Source organism: Sphingomonas sp. P4_G2, from assembly GCF_056401155.1.
Genome location: NZ_JBFUJY010000002.1, coordinates 55,072 through 70,286, shown reverse-complemented (window position 1 = coordinate 70,286; position 15,215 = coordinate 55,072). Strand labels below are relative to the sequence as shown.

Below are 15,215 nucleotides of genomic sequence, written 5' to 3'. Positions count from 1 at the left end.
TCAAACCCGCATCGGCATAAGCACGTACAACCCGCGCGCGTCGTCATTAGCGTCGCGGAACAGTGTCGGCGCGGCCGGGTCGGCCAGCTCGACCCGCATCGTGTCGCCCTGGATGCGGCCCAGCAATTCGGTCAGGTAAGTGCCGTTGAACCCGATCGTCAGCGCCTCGGCGTCGTAATCGCCCGGGGCTTCCTCGCGCGCATCGCCCAACTCCGCCGACTGGCACGACAGCGTCACCATGTCGCGGTCGAGCGCGACCTTGACCGCGCGCGTCTTGCTGTCCGTCATCACCATCACCCGCCCCGCCGCCGCGGCCAGCGACTTGGGGTCGATCAGCAGCACCTTGTCATTGCCGCTCGGGATGACGCGCGTGTAATCGGGGAAGGTGCCGTCGACCAGCTTGGTGGTCAGCACCATGTCGCCCAGGTCGAACCGCGCCTTGCCGGAATTGATCGACACCTCGACCGGGCCCTCGAACCCGTCGAGCACCTTGTCGAGCACGCCGATCGCCTTGCGCGGGACGATCACGCCGTTCAACGCCCCGGCGCCGTCGGGCTGGGGCAGGTCATAGCGCGCCAGCCGGTGCCCGTCGGTCGCCACCGCGCGCAGCACCATCACCACGCCCTCACCGTCGCCGGTCGGGCCCCTGCTTTCGGTCGCGTGGAGATAGATGCCATTGAGATAATAGCGCGTTTCCTCGGTGCACATGGCGAAGCGCACGCCGTCGATCATCGCGGCCAGGTCGAACGCCGCCAGCTCGAACACATGGTCGAACTGGGCGCCGGCCATCACCGGGAAATCCTCGACCGGCAGCGTCGGCAGCGTGAAGCGCGCCCGGCCCGCGGTCGCGACGACCTTGCTGCGCTCAAGCGTCAGCGTGATCGTCGCGTCGCCGTCGATCTTCTTGACGATGTCCGACAACAGCCGCTCGGCAACCGTGGTGCGAAAAGGCAGCGCGTCGGCCGCCTGCTCGACATCGAGGATCCGCACGCATTCCATGTCGAGATCGGTCGCGATCAGCGTCGCGCGGCCATGCTCGGCCGAGATCATCAGGTTCGACAGGATCGGGATGGTGTTGCGCCGCTCGACCACCTCGCCGATCCCGGCCAGCGCGGCCTTCAGCTGCTTGGCGACGAAGGCGACGACGCGGGGCTTTCCGTCGTTGCCGGGCGAGTCGGGCAGGTCCTTCTTGACGCGACCGCGCTTGGGTTTCTCGGCCACGTCGTTCACCTCGGTCGAGGGCTCGGGCGCCGGGGCGTCGTCGCCCGGCTGCTCGATTTCCACGGTATCGGGATTGTCCTCGGGTGCGAGCGTGTCGTCAGTCATGCGAAACTCCATCGGGATCGGGGATGCCGGCGCGGATCGTGGTCGCGAGCCCGGCGATGATCGGCTTGATCGTGCCCGCGGTGTCGGGGTCGAACCGCGCGGCGATCTTGGTGGCGAAGGCGTCGATATAATCGGCATACCGCCCCCGCTGCTCTGCCAGCGCGTCGGTCAGGCCAATGTCGCGATCGAGCGGACGCGACGATGCTGCACAGCCGCCGTCGGTCATGAGGTTGGCTCCGCATTGGCCAGCTCGAGCAGCAATTCGGCATGGCAAGGCTCGGCGAGCGAACACCAGCAGGCAAGGTTCTTGCCGCGGAGGTCGGTGATGTTGGCCCGAACGAAAGTCAAATAATCGGCGGTATTGGTGACCGAATCCGGCTCCGCTCGGGCAGGACGACCTTGGGTAAGGAGGAAGCGGTGACAGTCGACCGCGTGTTGATGATCGCAGTGGACGCCTGCCCGATAGGGATTGCCCCATTTCGTCGTGCGATCGACCTTCACCGTATTGGGCGGCATCCGCCAACCCTTGGTGCGTGACAGCCGAATCCGCTTGGGGGCGTCGGTCATAGCGACCCCGCCGCGGCGTCCAGGCCGCTCTCGATGACATGGGCAAGCTGCGCCGCGGGCGTCGTCCCAATCGCGCGCGCCTGGGCGATCACGTCGCGCAGCAGGCGCGGCCAACGCCGGCGCAGGAACAGGAACGCGTCCTCGGGCTCGGCGAGCAAGGCCGCCTGCAGGCCGACGACGTTGGCCGCCAGCGGGTTGTGCACCGTCGCCGACAGCTTGCGCGCCGACCGCCGACGATCGCCCATTTCCAGCGCCTCGGCCTTGACCTCGTCGGCCAAATTTCCCGGGGCCGCGCGCATCGACGCCGCCCGCATCCGCACCGCTTCCGCCGCCAGGTCGGCATGTTGGGCCTCCCGGACCTGGCCGCGAGTCGCGCCTTGCGGCCAGCGAGCCATGAACGCGCGCACCGGCTCCGCCGTCTTCGTCCGCGCCGTCCGCCGCAGCCGCAGCAAATTGACATAGCCGGGCGCGTGCACCGCCAGGTCGCCGAACATCGACGCGCCCATCCGCGTGCGCGCCAGATACAGTTCGACCTCGGCGAGCAGCGCCTCGCCGAGCGATGCATCGGCCGCGACCAGATTGGGACGGGAGTGGCCGGGGACGCTGGGGAGAGGACCAGCATCCCCGGCCGCCGCAACCTCGCCTTGCTCGCCGGGGGGGTGGGCACATGGCTCGGTCGTGGATTGGGCGATATCTCCCTCTCCCCTTGTGGGAGAGGGAGGGAGGCGCGAAGCGCCGGAAGGGTGAGGGGGAGTCTGTCCCGCGCAGGCCGAGTCCCCCTCACCCACCCGCTCCGCTTGCGCGTCGCGGGCACCCTCTCCCACAAGGGGAGAGGGAATTTCAGCATCAGCCAGCATCGACGCACTCAATTCGAGCGCGCCGAACTTGATCTTGCCGGTGTTGCGCAGCGATCGGATCGCGATGTTGGCCTCGAGGATCGACAGCCCAGCCTGACGCGCAACCAACGACGGCGTCCAGCGGTCCATGCCCTCGGGCAGCGCCAGGCGCAGCGCCTCGACCACCTTGCGCTGATCGGCCGCGCTCATTGGCCCGTCCTCGACGCGAGCATCGATCCCACGATCGACGCAAGCATGACGAGAACAACCCCCGCCATGACGCCGCACAGAAAAACGGCGATTGTCGCGGCGCTCATACCCGCAACCCCCGCACGATCCGCCACAGCGTGATCGGCGCGACGAAGACCACGATGATCGCCAGCACCACCAGCGCCAGCACGACCATCGCCATGTCGGCGGCAAAGGCCCGCGCGCGGCTCACCATTTCGGCACGCCGCCCGAGCGCAACCAGGCGGCGATCGAGAGCGAAGCCTTCGCCGTGGCGACGACCACCAGCAGGATGATCAGGGTGAGCAGGACGCCCATCACATCGCCCCTTGCACGTGGCGGTGCAGGACCGGCTTCTTCACCGGCGTCGACAAGGGCCGCGACGATCGTTGCGCGATGTAGAGCGACTTGAACGGCTCGATCCGTTTCTGGACCAGATAGACGAAGCCGAGCTTCTCGCACCCGAGCAGTTCCTCGGCGACACCCGTCGCCGCATCCTTCAGCGCGAAAAAGCCGACCGCGTAGACCAACTGCGCGCGCGGTTGCGCGCCGGCCACCCAGGCGCGGACATCGCCGATCGTCAGATGACGGCATCCGGCGATCATCGCCAGCTGCTCGGCCGTCGCATTGGCGGCCAGCGTCGTGTAGCTGATCTGTTCCCCACTCACCCCGGTAACCCCTTTGTCAGATTGGAAATCCTGCCCGCTCGCTCCGTTGGCGATCAGCCCGGGGGCGCGGGCCGTCGCGCGGTCAGCGATGCGCGCAGCCCGGCGACGGCATCAGCCAGCTCGTCGGTCTCGCGCAGGGCGTCCTCGATCTCGCGCGGGCTCATCGGCTTGCTGTCGGCGACGCGCGCGGCGAGCAGCTTGATCACGTCGCCCGCCTCGCTCGCGATACAGCCCAGGTGCATCGGCAGACTCGCCTCGTCGCCGGCATCGCCGGCCGGAACCAATACGAACCCCTGTCGCCGCGCCAGCGCGCGGGTGATATGCGGATGGCCGGCGCGGCCGGTGCCGCGATCCTCGATCTTGGCGACCTGGTCGATCCGCGCGAACGCCCGAGTCGTGCGCGAACACAGGTTGGAAATGTGCGATTGCTTGGCCTCGAGCACCGGCTCGAGCCGGGCCTGTCCACCGGCCGCGTCGACCGCGTCGTCGGTCGCGATCTTGAGGTCGATCTCGTCATGCGAAAGCGAGAGGTCGCGGGCGTAGCTCATGCCGCTTCGCCGACCTGGGTAATGCCTGGCGCGGCGTTATCGCCTGACACGTCCGCCCCCTGCCCGTTATTCGCCGCATCCTGCTCGGCGATGAAGTCGAGCAGCTTCTGACCCAGGGTCAGGCTGACCGACCGGCCGCCGCGGAGGTTGGTCAGCAAGGCGCCGTCGTTGTTGGCGTCGAGCCCGAAGCGAGTCGCCGACATGCTCGGCGTGCGCGCGAGGAAGTCCTCGATCTGCTGCAACAGCGCCTTGTTGGGGTCGGAACTGGGAAGGATGGTGGTCATGGGGAGCGTTGGATAATGAGATATTTCCAATGACGCAAGCGGCAATTGTGGAAAATTCTTCCCCTGCCGCGATCGTGGCGCATGGGATATTCCCAACGCCGATGGTGGGGCCCGACGAAACCAACGAAGCCTCAAGGCTTTGGGAATTGTTCGACTCGATCCGTCCGGCCGATCTCAGCTGGGCGGAATGGACCCGTCGTGCGCGCGTCTCGGTCAGCTTCTTCAACGACATACGGCGCAAGGGCACCAAGCCGAGCTATGACAAACTGGGCCGCGTGCTGGGCGTGGTCGGCATATCGTTGTCCGATTTCCACGCGCTCGAATCGGAACGCGACGGCGCGCCGCTGATGGCGCTGCATTCGCCGCGCACCCCGTTCACGTCACCGGGCGACCCGCGCGACGTGCCGATGCTCGGCACTGCCCAGGCCGCCGATTTCCAGGTGACCGCCGACGGCACCATGCTGTTCGCCGAACAGATCGACGTGCATCTCGACGAGGTGATCGACATGGTCCGCCGACCGCCGGCGCTGAAGGACCGCAAGACGGTCTATTCGCTGACCGTGCGCGGCACCTCGCTCAAACCCAAGTTCGAGGATGGCGACCCGATCTATGTCGACCCCGAACAGCGCCCCTCGATCGGCGACATCGTCGTCGTCCAGCTGATGACGCGCGACGAGGAAGGCGAGGGCCGCATCGCCAGCGTGCTGATCAAGGAACTGGTGCGCCGCGGCTCGGATTATATCGAGCTCGAGCAATACAATCCGCCGCTGCGCTTCCGCATCGCCGCGCGTCAGGTGGCGTCGATCCACCGCTGGGTGCCATGGCGCGAGATGGTCGCCTTCTAACCTAGAATTTGGTGGGTATATCGGGGAAGCCGGTGAACGGCTGCGACTCGCACCGCCCGGTCGACTTCACGTAGAGCATCGCGCCGCGGCGTCCCGACGCGGTCAGGATGGTCTGGGCGCCGCTGTCACGCTCGATGACGTTTATCGAATAGTCGGAACTCCCGGGCGCGACATTACCGCGCTCGTCGAGCGTGATCCGGGTCGGCTGCACCTCGGCGATATCACGCACCAGCCGGCAATCGCCCTCGCAATATTTGCCGCTCGCGAGATCGATCCGATAGGCCGTGCGGTACGGCCTCGCCCCGTCGCGATCGCCGCCGGCGACCGTCACCGTACCGGTGCACACCAGGTTGAACGCAGCCGCCGCGGCTGCCGCCATGATCCACATCGCAAGGCCCTCCCCGGCCGATCATAGCACGAGGCGCGCTGCAAGGGCCGCAAGGATATGTCCAACGCCTCGCTTGACGCATTGGATATTTCTCATTATCCACCGCCCCCGTCATCAACGGAGGGCGACATGCTCAAATCCATCGCAGAATTCCCCTATGCCGGCAGCGAGGCGCTGCTCGGCGAGCGCCGCGTGCGGATCAACCGCGTCGAGCCCGACGGCCGGCGCTTCGTCACCGGCAAGGGCGTGGCGCGCACCGTCGAGCTCGATCAGCTCAGCGACGCCAGCCTGCCGAGCGACCCGATGGGCCGCTGGTTCGCCGAGCGCGCCGCGACCCTGGAGGGCGAGGCCTGCCCGACCCCGACCGAGGATCTGTACCGCGACTTCCTGACCTTCTCCCGCGCCCGCGGCGTCGAGGAATACCAGACCCCGACCCGCATGGCGTTCGGCCACTTCCTCAACCTCAAGGGCCACGGCTCGACCGTCCGCAAGGTCGACGGCAAGGCGCAACGCTGCGTCGACCTGACCCTGCGCCCGATGGCGGAGGCGGCGTGATGGAGTGTGCAACGCGCGATTTCGACGTGGTCATCATGCGCATCGTCCAGAACGTATGCGAATTACCGGATCGAACCAGTCCCGATGATCAGCCTGAGATGATGCTGGTATCGGGAGAGGAATTGGACGCGATCATTCGCGACGAACTGGTGCAGATGTTCTATCCGACCGTGACGGCGGATCGCATCGACGAGATCGGTGCCGAAGTCGCGGAAGGTGCTGGTCTCCCAAGGAGTCATCGCGACTATTATCGCGTCGTGTTCGCGGCGAAAGCCGGGGCGCGCGCGATGCTCGCCGCGCTGGGCATGGTTGGACCGTGACCGCCCTCGACCTCCCGCCCCGCGAGCGCGCCGCCGATGCCGCGCCGCTGCAGCCGATCCGGCCCTGCCGTCTGCGCCAGCCCGAGTCCCTCTATCCCTCGCCCGCCGAGGTCGTGCTCGACCGCGTCACGCTGGGCATCGTCGCCGCCTTCGCGCTGATGTTCATCGGCCAGTATCTGCGGACGTGGCTGTGATGGCCAGGGCCCGCGAGATCGATGTGATCGACGTCAACCGCCTGTGGGGCGTGTGGGTCGGTTCGCGCCAATGGGGCTACCGGATCGGCAGCGTCCGCGCGCACGACCGGCTGACCGCGCTGCGCACCGCCCGCGCCGAACGCCCCGGCACCAGAGTCGCCTTTGTCGAGGAAGACGAGCGATGAGCGCTGAATTCTACATCGTCGATTTACGCGCGTCTTTCCGCGACAAGCCTTATGTCTCGTTCTGGCGCGCGAAAAACGCAGGGTATGCCTATCCCCTGCCGTGGTCGGGGCGATATTCGCGCCAGACAGTGGACGGCGAAGCGGCCTATTATTACGCGCGCAAAGAGGGTCTCCACCCAAGTCCGGACCGTTTCCCGGTGCGCTGCGAAATCGTCGATGCGATGGGCGTTCCGCCTGCACCGGGCATAGTCGACAGAAACGTCGGGCCAGTCGTGCCCAACACCGACGCCATTCGACGGCGCCTCCGTCGCTATCGCTACGTGCCGGCCGGCATCCAACGTTGACCCCCGCCCTGCCCCTCTACCACGACCAATGGCCCGCGCTCGCGCAGGTCGCCGCGTCGTTGCGCGATCAGCGTGAGGGGTATTTCGGCGCCGAGGATCCCCGCGTCCGGCGCATGACCGAGGTCGCCGCGATCTGGGCCGCGGTCGTCGCACTCGCACCGATAGAGGCCGACCACGACTGGCCGGCGATCCGCGCCGATCTCGACGCCACCGCTGCCGAGGCGGATCGCCGCGCCGACGCCAGCCCCGGCAACACCATCGCCCGCCAGCGCGCCGACGCCGTCGCCGCGATCGCCTGGCACTTCCGCGCCTATGATTCGCGCATCGACACGCCGATGCTTGTGTTCTGCCACCGCACCACCTTGGCGCTGCAAGCCCGCGCACGCGCTACCATCGCCGCCAGGGCATCCGCGCCCGCAGCGCCCCAGCAACGCGCCCCACGCCCCGCGCCGGGTTCTGGCGCCCTGTTCGAGCACGCCGCGTGATGGCGACCCGCGCGCTCCCCGCATTATTACCTGACCTGATCCTCGATCTCGCGCTAGCAATCGCCGAGGATATGGCCGTCGAGGATCACGCGGCCGAGTCGCGATACCCTGGAGCCGCCGCCCGCCATGACCAATATTCGCCCGCGCGTCGCGATCTACGCCCGCTTTTCGACGGACCTGCAAAACGCCCGGTCGGCCGAGGACCAGCTTCGCGTCTGCCGTGACCATGCGCTGCGCATGGGCTGGGACGTGGTCGAGGTCTATTCGGACCTGGCGATATCCGGCACCACCAACCACCGCCCCGGCCTGAATTCGCTGCTTGCCGCCGCCGAGGCGCGCGCCTTCGACATCGTGCTGGCCGAGGCGCTCGACCGCGTGTCGCGCAACCAGGCCGACATCGCGACCATCTATCAGCGCCTGCAATTCGCCGACGTGCGGATCCACACGATCAGCGAGGCGGAGGTCAGCGAGCTGCATATCGGCATGCTCGGCACGATGAACGCGCTCTACGTCAAGGAACTGGCGGCGAAGATCCGGCGCGGCCAGCGCGGCGCGGTGTCGCGCGGGCGCGTGCCGGGCGGGCTGTGCTACGGCTATGCCACCGACAACCGGCTGCTGCCCGACGGCACCGTCGACCGCGGCCACCGCAAGATCGTCGAGGACGAAGCCGCGATCATCCGCCGCATCTTCGCCGAGCGGCTGGCCGGCGACAGCACCAAGGCGATCGCCCAGCGCCTCAACCGCGACGGCGTGCGCGGGCCGCGTGGCGGATTATGGTCGAGCTCGACGCTCAGCGGCTCGCGCGATCGCGCCAACGGCATCCTGCACAACCCGGCCTATGCCGGCCGCATCGTCTATAATCGCGTGCGGATGGTGAAGGACCCGGTCACCCGCCAGCGGCTCAGCCGGTCGAACAAGGTCGACGAGCGCGTCGAGGAAGTCGCCGAGCAGCTGCGCATCATCGATGAGGCCGACTGGCAGGCGATCCAGGCCGACCGCGTCGCGCGCGCGCATATCCCCTGGCACCGCCAGACCCGGCCGAAACACATGCTGTCGGGGCTGGTCCGCTGCGCGCGCTGCGGGGGCAGCTTCACCGTGGTCAGCAAGGACCGCTGGGCCTGCCGCAACCACCGCGAGACGGGCACGTGCGACAACCCGCGAAGGATCGCCACCGCCGACCTCGAGCATCGGGTGATGGACGGGCTGCAGCGCCAGCTGCTCGCGCCCGATGTCGTGGCAAAGGTGGTCAAGCGCTATCACGACAAGCGCGCCGATCAGCGCCGGGCGATGGCCCAGGGACTGCGCGGCGCGGAAAAGGCGGTCGACGATGGGAGGGCGGCGATCGGCCGGCTGGTGGCGGCGATGGCCGACGGCATGGACATGGCCGAGGTGCGCGACGAGCTGGCGAAGCGGCGCGAGGCGCTGGCGATCGCCGAGGCGCAGCTGGCCGAGCACCAGGCGCTGCCGCCGATCATCCTCCACCCACAGATCGTCGAGCAATACCGCCGCCGCATCGCGATGATCGGCGACGCCGTGGTCAAGGGCGAGCGCGCCGCCAAGTTCCTGCCGGTGATCCGCGGCCTGATCGACTCGATCGCGATCGACGACGACCCCGCCGAACCGAACAGCGCCCGCGTCGACGTGCTCGGCAGCCTGGCCGCCGTGCTGCGCGTCGCGACGGGCGAACCGGTGCAGGATCGTCATGTGAGGGAAAACGGCCCCGGCGCTGGAGCCCGGCGAATCTCCACCCGGACTGTCGGGGTGGTAGCGGAGGAGGGACTTGAACCCCCGACCCCAGGATTATGATTCCCGTGCTCTAACCAGCTGAGCTACTCCGCCCCGAAAGGCCCGCGTTGCCGCGAGCGGCGGCCTATAAGTAGCGCTCCCGACGCGGTCAAGCGACCATGTGGCGAGAGAGCTTTTCCCAGGGTCCGCCGCGATAATACCAGCTGGCGAAACCGATGATCGCGAGCGGCCGGGGTCGGAAATCGGCCTTGAGCCGGTCGAGCAACGCCCTCGCCTCGCTCGGCTCGACCTTGTTCTGGATCGTGACATGCGGGCGCCACGGCGTGCGGTCCTGCGGCGTCAGCACGTCGACCCAAAGATCGGCGAGCCAGGCGCGGCGGTCCTCCAGCTCGGCGGAGTCGATGCGATAGGCAACGCCGCGGCCGAGCGAGATCGGCCCGGCGATCCGCGCCGCCGGCGCCCCTTCCCGCGCCAGCTCGCCCAGCCGCTGCCGCACTTCGTCCGCCAGCGACGGCGGCAGATGGTGGAACATCGTCAGATGGGCGGGGAGCAGATTGCGCTCGGGCGGGAAATGCGCGCGGCGCTGCGCGTCGAGCCACGCCTGGTCGTCGCGCCCGATCACAGCAGTCAGGATAATCGGCGCTGGTGGGTGCAATTTTCCCTCCGTCATTCCCGCGAAAGCGGGAACCCATCTCCTGCCGTCACACCCACCGTGCAAACTTGGGAGATGGGCCCCCGCTTTCGCGGGGGTGACGGCTATATATCGTCGAGAGGTCTCAGATCTCTACCTGGCTCCCCACCTCGACCACGCGATTGGTCGGCAGGCGGAAGAATTCCATCGCGCTTTCGGCGTTGCGGAGCATCCAGGCGAACAGCTTTTCGCGCCAGATCGCCATGCCGGGCTTGCTCGACGGCAAAAGAGTCTGCCGTGCGAGGAAGAAGCTGGTGTCCATCATCTTGAACTTGTCGCCGCAGCCGGTGACCAACGCCAATGCCGCCGGCACGTCGGGCTCCTCCATGAAGCCATAGCGCAGCACCAGGCGGTGGAAGCCGTGTCCGAGATGATCGAGCTTCACCCGCTCGGCCTGACGCACGAACGGCACGTCGGCGATCTTCACCGTCAGCAGGATGATGCGCTCGTGCAGCACCTTGTTGTGCTTGAGGTTGTGGAGCAGCGCGTGCGGCACGCCATCGGCCGTCGAAGTCATGAACACTGCAGTGCCGGGCACGCGCGTCGCCGACGTGGCGGCCGACGAGATGAACACCTTGATCGGCATCGCCGCCTCGCGCAGCCGCGCCATCATCAGCTGCCGCCCCTTGGCCCAGGTCGTCAGGATGGTGAAGACGATCAGCCCGACCAGGAGTGGGAACCAGCCGCCGTCCGGGATCTTGGTGAGGTTGGCAGTCAGATAGGCGCCGTCGACCAGGAAGAAGAGCCCGAGCAGCGGGATCGCCGCCCATTTCGGCCAATTCCACAAGCGGAACAACACGACCGCCAACAGGCAGGTATCGATCGTCATCGCGCCGGTGACGGCGATGCCATACGCGCTGGTCAGGTTGGAGGAGGTGCGGAAGAACAGCACCAGGATGATGACCATCGTCATCAGCATCCAGTTGATCAGCGGGATATAGATCTGTCCGGCCGTCGCCGCGCTGGTATGCTCGATCCTGAGGCGGGGCACGAAACCGAGCTGGATCGCCTGTTGCGTCACCGAGAAGGCGCCCGAGATCACCGCCTGCGACGCGATCACGGCGGCGGCGGTGGCCAGGATGACCAGCGGCAGCTGCAGCCAGACCGGCGCCAAGAGGTAGAACGGGCTTTCCAGCGCCTGCGTCCCGTCGCGCGTCAGCAGCGCCGCCTGCCCCATATAATTGAGGATCAGCGCCGGGAGCACGAAGCACAGCCACGACATGCCGATCGGCTTGCGCCCGAAATGCCCCATATCGGCATAGAGCGCCTCGGCACCGGTCACCGCCAGCACCACCGACCCCAAAGCGAGGAACGCACGGACGGGATCGAGCAGGAAGAATTCGACGGCATAGGTTGGCGAGAATGCCCACAGCACTTCCGGCGTCTCGGCGATGCTGAGCGCACCGAGCAGCGCGATCGTCAGGAAATAGAACAGCATGATCGGGCCGAAGAACAACCCCACCCGCGCCGTGCCGCTCTGCTGGATCGCGAACAGGAAGATCAGGATCGCGATCGCGATCGGCAGCACGAAATGCGCCATGCCGGGCTGCGCCACCGCCAGACCCTCGACCGCCGACAGCACCGACACCGCCGGGGTGATCATCGAGTCGCCATAGAAGAGCGAGGTCGCGAACACGCCGAGCAGGACGATCCCCGCCGTCCATCTTTTGGTCTGCGCCTTGCTGGAGATGAGCGCGAGCAGCGCCAGGCTGCCGCCCTCCCCCTTATTGTCGGCGCGCATGATGATCGCGACATATTTGATCGTCACCACCACCATCATCGACCAGAACATCAGGCTGGTGACGCCCATGATGTGGGCATGGTCGAGGCTGAGCTTGTGATGCCCGGCAAAGGTCTCGCGGAAGGCATAAAGCGGGCTGGTGCCGATATCGCCGAACACGATGCCGATCGCACCGATCGCGAGCTTGATCAGCCCGTCATTGCCATGCGCATGCACGTGCCCGGCGTGCGCGTCGTCGGCGTGCCCGTCGGTTACTGCGATGGAAGGAGTGGCTGCGCTCACGGCAAGCGCCGCGCGTTCGCACGAAAGGTCATGATGACCGTATGAAGCCCCTGTTTACGGTGGCGGCGCCCTAGCATTGCATAGGAACGCCCGCAACGACGCATTGGATGCGCCGGCTCGTTATGGGTCAGCCGGCCGCTCATGGGCGACGGATGACCTCGCGAATGACGAAATGCGACGCCAATCGCGTCACGCCGGGCAAGCGCGACAGCGTCTCGCGGTGGATCCGCTCGAAACTGTCGTCGCGCGTCACCTCGACATGGAGCATGTAATCGGCCTCGCCGCTCATCAGGAAACAATCGCGCACTTCCGGACATTCGCTAATCTCTGCCTCGAATGCCGCCATCGTCTCCTGCCGCTGGTCGCGGAGCGTGACGTTGACCATGACCACCGCGGGATGCCCCCGCGCCTCATGCGACAGCACCGCGCGAAACCCCGCGATCAGCCCGCGGTCGCGCAGGCTGCCGACGCGGCGATGCGCCGCGCTTCCCGACAGGCCTACCGCCTCGCCGAGTTCCGCACTTGTCAGGTCCGAATTGACGACGAGTTGTTTGAGGATCTTGCGATCGAGATGGTCGAGCATTTTTCTCTCACAGGTATATAATCACGCAAACATATCCTGCCAGGGGCCGCATCTGTCAAAAAACTTGCGAACCTCTCTCGGCTTTTCGGCGCTATTTGCATGACAACCCCTTTCAGGAGAGTTCGCATGCGAGTCGGTGTCCCCAAGGAAATCAAGAATCACGAATATCGCGTCGGTCTGACCCCCTCGTCGGTCGCCGAGCTGCACGCCGCCGGTCACGAGGTGATCGTCGAAACCCAGGCGGGCATGGGCATCGATTTCGAAGACCAGGCCTATATCGACGCCGGCGCGCGGATCGTGCCCGACGCCAGGACCGTGTTCGCCGAATCGGACATGATCGTGAAGGTCAAGGAGCCGCAGCCGCAGGAAGTGGCGATGCTCGAGCCGCGCCACGCGCTGTTCACCTATCTTCACCTCGCCGCCGACAAGCCGCAGGCCGAGGGTCTGATGAAGTCGGGCGCCACCTGCATCGCTTACGAGACCGTCACCGCGGCGCGCGGCGGCCTGCCGCTCCTGAAGCCGATGTCCGAAGTCGCCGGCCGCATGTCGATCCAGGTCGGCGCGCATTATCTCGAGAAGGAACAGGGCGGCCGCGGTGTATTGCTCGGTGGTGTTCCGGGCGTGGCGCCGGCCAAGGTCGCGATCCTCGGTGGCGGCGTGTCGGGCATCAATGCCGCCCAGATGGCCGTCGGCATGCGCGCCGACGTTACCATCTACGACATCAATAACGACCGCCTGGCCGAGCTCGACATGTTCTTCTCGAGCCAGATCAAGACGCAGTACGCGTCGAAGGCGGCGATCGCACAGGCCGTCCGCAACGCGCATCTGGTGATCGGCGCGGTGCTGGTCCCCGGAGCGGCAGCGCCCAAGCTCGTCACGCGCGACATGGTCAAGACGATGAAGCGCGGCTCGGTGCTGGTCGACATCGCGATCGACCAGGGTGGCTGCTTCGAGACCAGCCATGCCACGACGCATGAGGATCCGGTGTTCGAGGTCGACGGCGTGATTCATTATTGCGTCGCCAACATGCCCGGCGCAGTCGCGCGGACCAGCGCGTTCGCGCTCAACAACGCCACCCTGCCCTTCGCGCTCAAGCTCGCCAAGCTGGGCGCGGAAGGGGCGATGAAGGCGGACCCACACCTCGCCAACGGTCTCAACGTCTATAAGGGCAAGATCACGCACCAAGCGGTGGCCGAAGCGCTCGACCTCCCGTTCGAGGCCTGGCACGCCTGATCGGGCGAACAAGCCCGCTTTGACGATCCGCCCCGCGCGCTCAGCGTTGGGCGGATTGCTCGCGGGCGATTTCGGCGAGCAGCATGTCAAGCAAGGCCAGCCGCCGCACGATCTCGTCGCGATAGCTGGCATTCTTGGGGGTCAGATCCAGCGCGTGCTTCCATAGCGGTCGCGCCTTGGCGAATTCACCGGCGCGAATATAGGCCAGGCCGAGGAACAAGGGCGGCCCCGGATTCTGCGGTGACAGCATCATCGCGCGGCGATAGGCGAGCAGCGCCGCGGGCGACACCACGCCGCGATCGTGCAGCGCGATGACGTTGCCGAGTTCGCTCCACATCGCCGCATTCCGCGGGGCATAATCGACCCCGCCGGTCAGCGCGCGCGCGGCGAAGTCGGGATCGCCATTGGCCAGCGCGACGTCCGAAATCCCGAAATACATCGACTCGCCACCGAAGCGGCCGAAGAAGGTATCGCGCAGCTTCTTATAGGCTTCGCTCGGCGGCAACTTGACCGCATCCGCCGCGACGGGTTGCGCCGCGAGGTCGGGCTGCCCCTGCCAGGCATAACCGGCCGCGCCCAGCATCAGCGCGGCACCGGCCAGCGGCCACAGCGTCCGCGGCAGGCGCAACACGGCAAGCAATGCCGCCGTGGTCAGCCCGATCAGCGCGAGCATGATCCAGCCCATCAGCGCTTCCTCCTGAAGCTCGACCGCGCGATCGCGATGCCGATCGCGAGCAGCACGAACGGTGCCGCCCAAAGCGGCCAGGTCGCGCCGCCCAAGGGCGGGTCATAGCTGATATAATCGCCATAACGCTGGATCAGCCAGGTCCGTACTTGCTCCGGGCTCTCGCCGCTTTTGATCCGCTGCCGGATCAGCGAGCGCATATTGGCGGCGATGTCGGCATTGCTGTCGGCGATCGACTGGCCCTGGCACTCGACGCAGCGGATCGTCCCCATCAGCGCCTTGGCCTGCGCCTCCTGCGCGGGATCGTTGAGCTGGGTGTCGGCGAGCGGGGCTTGCTGGGCAAGCGCGGGCGTGGCGAAGGAGATGGCCGCCGCTGCTCCCAAGAGAAGTCCCCAAAGGACAACCGTCACCCCGGCCTTGTGCCGGGGTCCACCGGGCCGCAAGCGCGAGCCATTCGACTCCACCCAACTCGCCCGCCGAC

23 protein-coding genes and 1 tRNA gene are annotated in these 15,215 nt (G+C 67.0%); 9 read left to right on the top strand and 15 right to left on the bottom strand.

The window, feature by feature from the left end:
- The 8 genes from dnaN to AC1DRD_RS05760 all read right to left on the bottom strand — a co-directional run bounded on the left by dnaN (position 1) and on the right by AC1DRD_RS05760 (position 4,457).
- Positions 1 to 1,326, bottom strand: coding sequence for a DNA polymerase III subunit beta (gene dnaN, locus AC1DRD_RS05795; RefSeq protein WP_478040669.1), 1,326 nt, complete (start codon positions 1,324 to 1,326; stop codon positions 1 to 3).
- Positions 1,319 to 1,552, bottom strand: a complete 234-nt coding sequence (locus AC1DRD_RS05790) for a hypothetical protein (RefSeq protein WP_478040668.1) — start codon at positions 1,550 to 1,552, stop codon at positions 1,319 to 1,321. Before AC1DRD_RS05790 ends, dnaN begins: the two co-directional genes overlap by 8 nt.
- Positions 1,549 to 1,893, bottom strand: coding sequence for a DUF4326 domain-containing protein (locus tag AC1DRD_RS05785; protein ID WP_478040667.1), 345 nt, complete (start codon positions 1,891 to 1,893; stop codon positions 1,549 to 1,551). The genes AC1DRD_RS05790 and AC1DRD_RS05785 overlap by 4 nt, the downstream gene beginning before the upstream one ends.
- Entirely contained in the window at positions 1,890 to 2,939 is a 1,050-nt protein-coding gene (locus AC1DRD_RS05780) for a hypothetical protein (RefSeq protein ID WP_478040666.1), read from the bottom strand. The genes AC1DRD_RS05785 and AC1DRD_RS05780 overlap by 4 nt, the downstream gene beginning before the upstream one ends.
- 103 nt (positions 2,940 to 3,042) lie before the next feature.
- Positions 3,043 to 3,174: a hypothetical protein gene (locus AC1DRD_RS05775; RefSeq protein ID WP_478040665.1), complete on the bottom strand. Its 132-nt coding sequence runs from the start codon at positions 3,172 to 3,174 to the stop codon at positions 3,043 to 3,045.
- Between the two features lie 100 nt (positions 3,175 to 3,274).
- The gene (locus AC1DRD_RS05770) at positions 3,275 to 3,625 is read right to left on the bottom strand and encodes a hypothetical protein (protein ID WP_478040664.1); all 351 of its coding nucleotides are present in this window, start codon (positions 3,623 to 3,625) and stop codon (positions 3,275 to 3,277) included.
- 53 nt (positions 3,626 to 3,678) lie between these two features.
- Positions 3,679 to 4,173: a phage regulatory CII family protein gene (locus tag AC1DRD_RS05765; protein WP_478040663.1), complete on the bottom strand. Its 495-nt coding sequence runs from the start codon at positions 4,171 to 4,173 to the stop codon at positions 3,679 to 3,681.
- Positions 4,170 to 4,457 carry a hypothetical protein gene (locus AC1DRD_RS05760; RefSeq protein WP_478040662.1) on the bottom strand — a complete coding sequence of 96 codons (288 nt, stop codon included), beginning with the start codon at positions 4,455 to 4,457 and terminating at the stop codon, positions 4,170 to 4,172. The genes AC1DRD_RS05765 and AC1DRD_RS05760 overlap by 4 nt, the downstream gene beginning before the upstream one ends.
- 29 nt (positions 4,458 to 4,486) lie before the next feature.
- On the opposite strand from AC1DRD_RS05760, the gene AC1DRD_RS05755 reads away from it, so the two are divergent.
- Positions 4,487 to 5,302: a S24 family peptidase gene (locus AC1DRD_RS05755; protein ID WP_478040661.1), complete on the top strand. Its 816-nt coding sequence runs from the start codon at positions 4,487 to 4,489 to the stop codon at positions 5,300 to 5,302.
- A gap of 1 nt (position 5,303) precedes the next feature.
- Here AC1DRD_RS05755 and AC1DRD_RS05750 read toward each other — a convergent pair whose 3' ends face one another.
- Positions 5,304 to 5,690 (bottom strand): hypothetical protein, encoded by a 387-nt coding sequence (locus tag AC1DRD_RS05750; RefSeq protein ID WP_478040660.1) that lies wholly within the window; start codon positions 5,688 to 5,690, stop codon positions 5,304 to 5,306.
- Between the two features lie 129 nt (positions 5,691 to 5,819).
- On the opposite strand from AC1DRD_RS05750, the gene AC1DRD_RS05745 reads away from it, so the two are divergent.
- The 7 genes from AC1DRD_RS05745 to AC1DRD_RS05715 all read left to right on the top strand — a co-directional run bounded on the left by AC1DRD_RS05745 (position 5,820) and on the right by AC1DRD_RS05715 (position 9,579).
- Complete coding sequence (locus tag AC1DRD_RS05745) at positions 5,820 to 6,245, top strand: hypothetical protein (RefSeq protein WP_478040659.1); 426 nt, start codon at positions 5,820 to 5,822, stop codon at positions 6,243 to 6,245.
- Positions 6,242 to 6,565: a hypothetical protein gene (locus AC1DRD_RS05740; RefSeq protein ID WP_478040658.1), complete on the top strand. Its 324-nt coding sequence runs from the start codon at positions 6,242 to 6,244 to the stop codon at positions 6,563 to 6,565. Before AC1DRD_RS05745 ends, AC1DRD_RS05740 begins: the two co-directional genes overlap by 4 nt.
- Entirely contained in the window at positions 6,562 to 6,759 is a 198-nt protein-coding gene (locus AC1DRD_RS05735; protein WP_478040657.1) for a hypothetical protein, read from the top strand. Before AC1DRD_RS05740 ends, AC1DRD_RS05735 begins: the two co-directional genes overlap by 4 nt.
- A complete protein-coding gene (locus tag AC1DRD_RS05730; protein ID WP_478040656.1) occupies positions 6,759 to 6,944 on the top strand; it encodes a hypothetical protein in 186 nt (61 codons plus the stop codon). Before AC1DRD_RS05735 ends, AC1DRD_RS05730 begins: the two co-directional genes overlap by 1 nt.
- Positions 6,941 to 7,288 (top strand): hypothetical protein, encoded by a 348-nt coding sequence (locus AC1DRD_RS05725; protein WP_478040655.1) that lies wholly within the window; start codon positions 6,941 to 6,943, stop codon positions 7,286 to 7,288. The genes AC1DRD_RS05730 and AC1DRD_RS05725 overlap by 4 nt, the downstream gene beginning before the upstream one ends.
- On the top strand, positions 7,285 to 7,773 hold the full coding sequence (locus tag AC1DRD_RS05720; protein ID WP_478040654.1) for a hypothetical protein: 489 nt from the start codon (positions 7,285 to 7,287) through the stop codon (positions 7,771 to 7,773). Before AC1DRD_RS05725 ends, AC1DRD_RS05720 begins: the two co-directional genes overlap by 4 nt.
- Positions 7,774 to 7,899: 126 nt before the next feature.
- Entirely contained in the window at positions 7,900 to 9,579 is a 1,680-nt protein-coding gene (locus tag AC1DRD_RS05715; RefSeq protein ID WP_478041200.1) for a recombinase family protein, read from the top strand.
- Here AC1DRD_RS05715 and AC1DRD_RS05710 read toward each other — a convergent pair.
- The 4 genes from AC1DRD_RS05710 to AC1DRD_RS05695 form a co-directional block, all read right to left on the bottom strand.
- A tRNA-Met gene (locus AC1DRD_RS05710) sits at positions 9,536 to 9,612 on the bottom strand. The genes AC1DRD_RS05715 and AC1DRD_RS05710 overlap by 44 nt on opposite strands.
- Before the next feature lie 55 nt (positions 9,613 to 9,667).
- Positions 9,668 to 10,189 (bottom strand): 2'-5' RNA ligase family protein, encoded by a 522-nt coding sequence (locus tag AC1DRD_RS05705; protein ID WP_478040653.1) that lies wholly within the window; start codon positions 10,187 to 10,189, stop codon positions 9,668 to 9,670.
- Between the two features lie 106 nt (positions 10,190 to 10,295).
- Positions 10,296 to 12,233: a potassium transporter Kup gene (locus AC1DRD_RS05700; protein WP_478040652.1), complete on the bottom strand. Its 1,938-nt coding sequence runs from the start codon at positions 12,231 to 12,233 to the stop codon at positions 10,296 to 10,298.
- Between the two features lie 139 nt (positions 12,234 to 12,372).
- Positions 12,373 to 12,816, bottom strand: coding sequence for an Lrp/AsnC family transcriptional regulator (locus AC1DRD_RS05695; RefSeq protein WP_066803461.1), 444 nt, complete (start codon positions 12,814 to 12,816; stop codon positions 12,373 to 12,375).
- A gap of 126 nt (positions 12,817 to 12,942) precedes the next feature.
- On the opposite strand from AC1DRD_RS05695, the gene ald reads away from it, so the two are divergent.
- A complete protein-coding gene (gene ald, locus AC1DRD_RS05690; RefSeq protein ID WP_478040651.1) occupies positions 12,943 to 14,049 on the top strand; it encodes an alanine dehydrogenase in 1,107 nt (368 codons plus the stop codon).
- A 40-nt stretch (positions 14,050 to 14,089) separates the two neighbouring features.
- Here the strand turns inward: ald and AC1DRD_RS05685 are convergent, their stop codons facing one another.
- Together AC1DRD_RS05685 and AC1DRD_RS05680 are read right to left on the bottom strand one after the other, a co-directional pair.
- Positions 14,090 to 14,734 (bottom strand): tetratricopeptide repeat protein, encoded by a 645-nt coding sequence (locus AC1DRD_RS05685; RefSeq protein WP_478040650.1) that lies wholly within the window; start codon positions 14,732 to 14,734, stop codon positions 14,090 to 14,092.
- Positions 14,734 to 15,117, bottom strand: coding sequence for a cytochrome c-type biogenesis protein (locus AC1DRD_RS05680; RefSeq protein WP_478040649.1), 384 nt, complete (start codon positions 15,115 to 15,117; stop codon positions 14,734 to 14,736). The genes AC1DRD_RS05685 and AC1DRD_RS05680 overlap by 1 nt, the downstream gene beginning before the upstream one ends.
- Positions 15,118 to 15,215 lie beyond the last annotated feature (98 nt).

What these genes read in the sequence shown, in the direction of transcription:
- dnaN (WP_478040669.1), bottom strand. Translation starts at nt 1,326, where the DNA reads ATGACTGACGACACGCTCGCACCCGAGGACAATCCCGATACCGTGGAA.
- AC1DRD_RS05790 (WP_478040668.1), bottom strand. Translation starts at nt 1,552, where the DNA reads ATGACCGACGGCGGCTGTGCAGCATCGTCGCGTCCGCTCGATCGCGAC.
- AC1DRD_RS05785 (WP_478040667.1), bottom strand. Translation starts at nt 1,893, where the DNA reads ATGACCGACGCCCCCAAGCGGATTCGGCTGTCACGCACCAAGGGTTGG.
- AC1DRD_RS05780 (WP_478040666.1), bottom strand. Translation starts at nt 2,939, where the DNA reads ATGAGCGCGGCCGATCAGCGCAAGGTGGTCGAGGCGCTGCGCCTGGCG.
- AC1DRD_RS05775 (WP_478040665.1), bottom strand. Translation starts at nt 3,174, where the DNA reads ATGGTGAGCCGCGCGCGGGCCTTTGCCGCCGACATGGCGATGGTCGTG.
- AC1DRD_RS05765 (WP_478040663.1), bottom strand. Translation starts at nt 4,173, where the DNA reads ATGAGCTACGCCCGCGACCTCTCGCTTTCGCATGACGAGATCGACCTC.
- AC1DRD_RS05760 (WP_478040662.1), bottom strand. Translation starts at nt 4,457, where the DNA reads ATGACCACCATCCTTCCCAGTTCCGACCCCAACAAGGCGCTGTTGCAG.
- AC1DRD_RS05755 (WP_478040661.1), top strand. Translation starts at nt 4,487, where the DNA reads ATGACGCAAGCGGCAATTGTGGAAAATTCTTCCCCTGCCGCGATCGTG.
- AC1DRD_RS05750 (WP_478040660.1), bottom strand. Translation starts at nt 5,690, where the DNA reads ATGTGGATCATGGCGGCAGCCGCGGCGGCTGCGTTCAACCTGGTGTGC.
- AC1DRD_RS05745 (WP_478040659.1), top strand. Translation starts at nt 5,820, where the DNA reads ATGCTCAAATCCATCGCAGAATTCCCCTATGCCGGCAGCGAGGCGCTG.
- AC1DRD_RS05730 (WP_478040656.1), top strand. Translation starts at nt 6,759, where the DNA reads ATGGCCAGGGCCCGCGAGATCGATGTGATCGACGTCAACCGCCTGTGG.
- AC1DRD_RS05725 (WP_478040655.1), top strand. Translation starts at nt 6,941, where the DNA reads ATGAGCGCTGAATTCTACATCGTCGATTTACGCGCGTCTTTCCGCGAC.
- AC1DRD_RS05715 (WP_478041200.1), top strand. Translation starts at nt 7,900, where the DNA reads ATGACCAATATTCGCCCGCGCGTCGCGATCTACGCCCGCTTTTCGACG.
- AC1DRD_RS05705 (WP_478040653.1), bottom strand. Translation starts at nt 10,189, where the DNA reads ATGACGGAGGGAAAATTGCACCCACCAGCGCCGATTATCCTGACTGCT.
- AC1DRD_RS05695 (WP_066803461.1), bottom strand. Translation starts at nt 12,816, where the DNA reads ATGCTCGACCATCTCGATCGCAAGATCCTCAAACAACTCGTCGTCAAT.
- ald (WP_478040651.1), top strand. Translation starts at nt 12,943, where the DNA reads ATGCGAGTCGGTGTCCCCAAGGAAATCAAGAATCACGAATATCGCGTC.
- AC1DRD_RS05685 (WP_478040650.1), bottom strand. Translation starts at nt 14,734, where the DNA reads ATGGGCTGGATCATGCTCGCGCTGATCGGGCTGACCACGGCGGCATTG.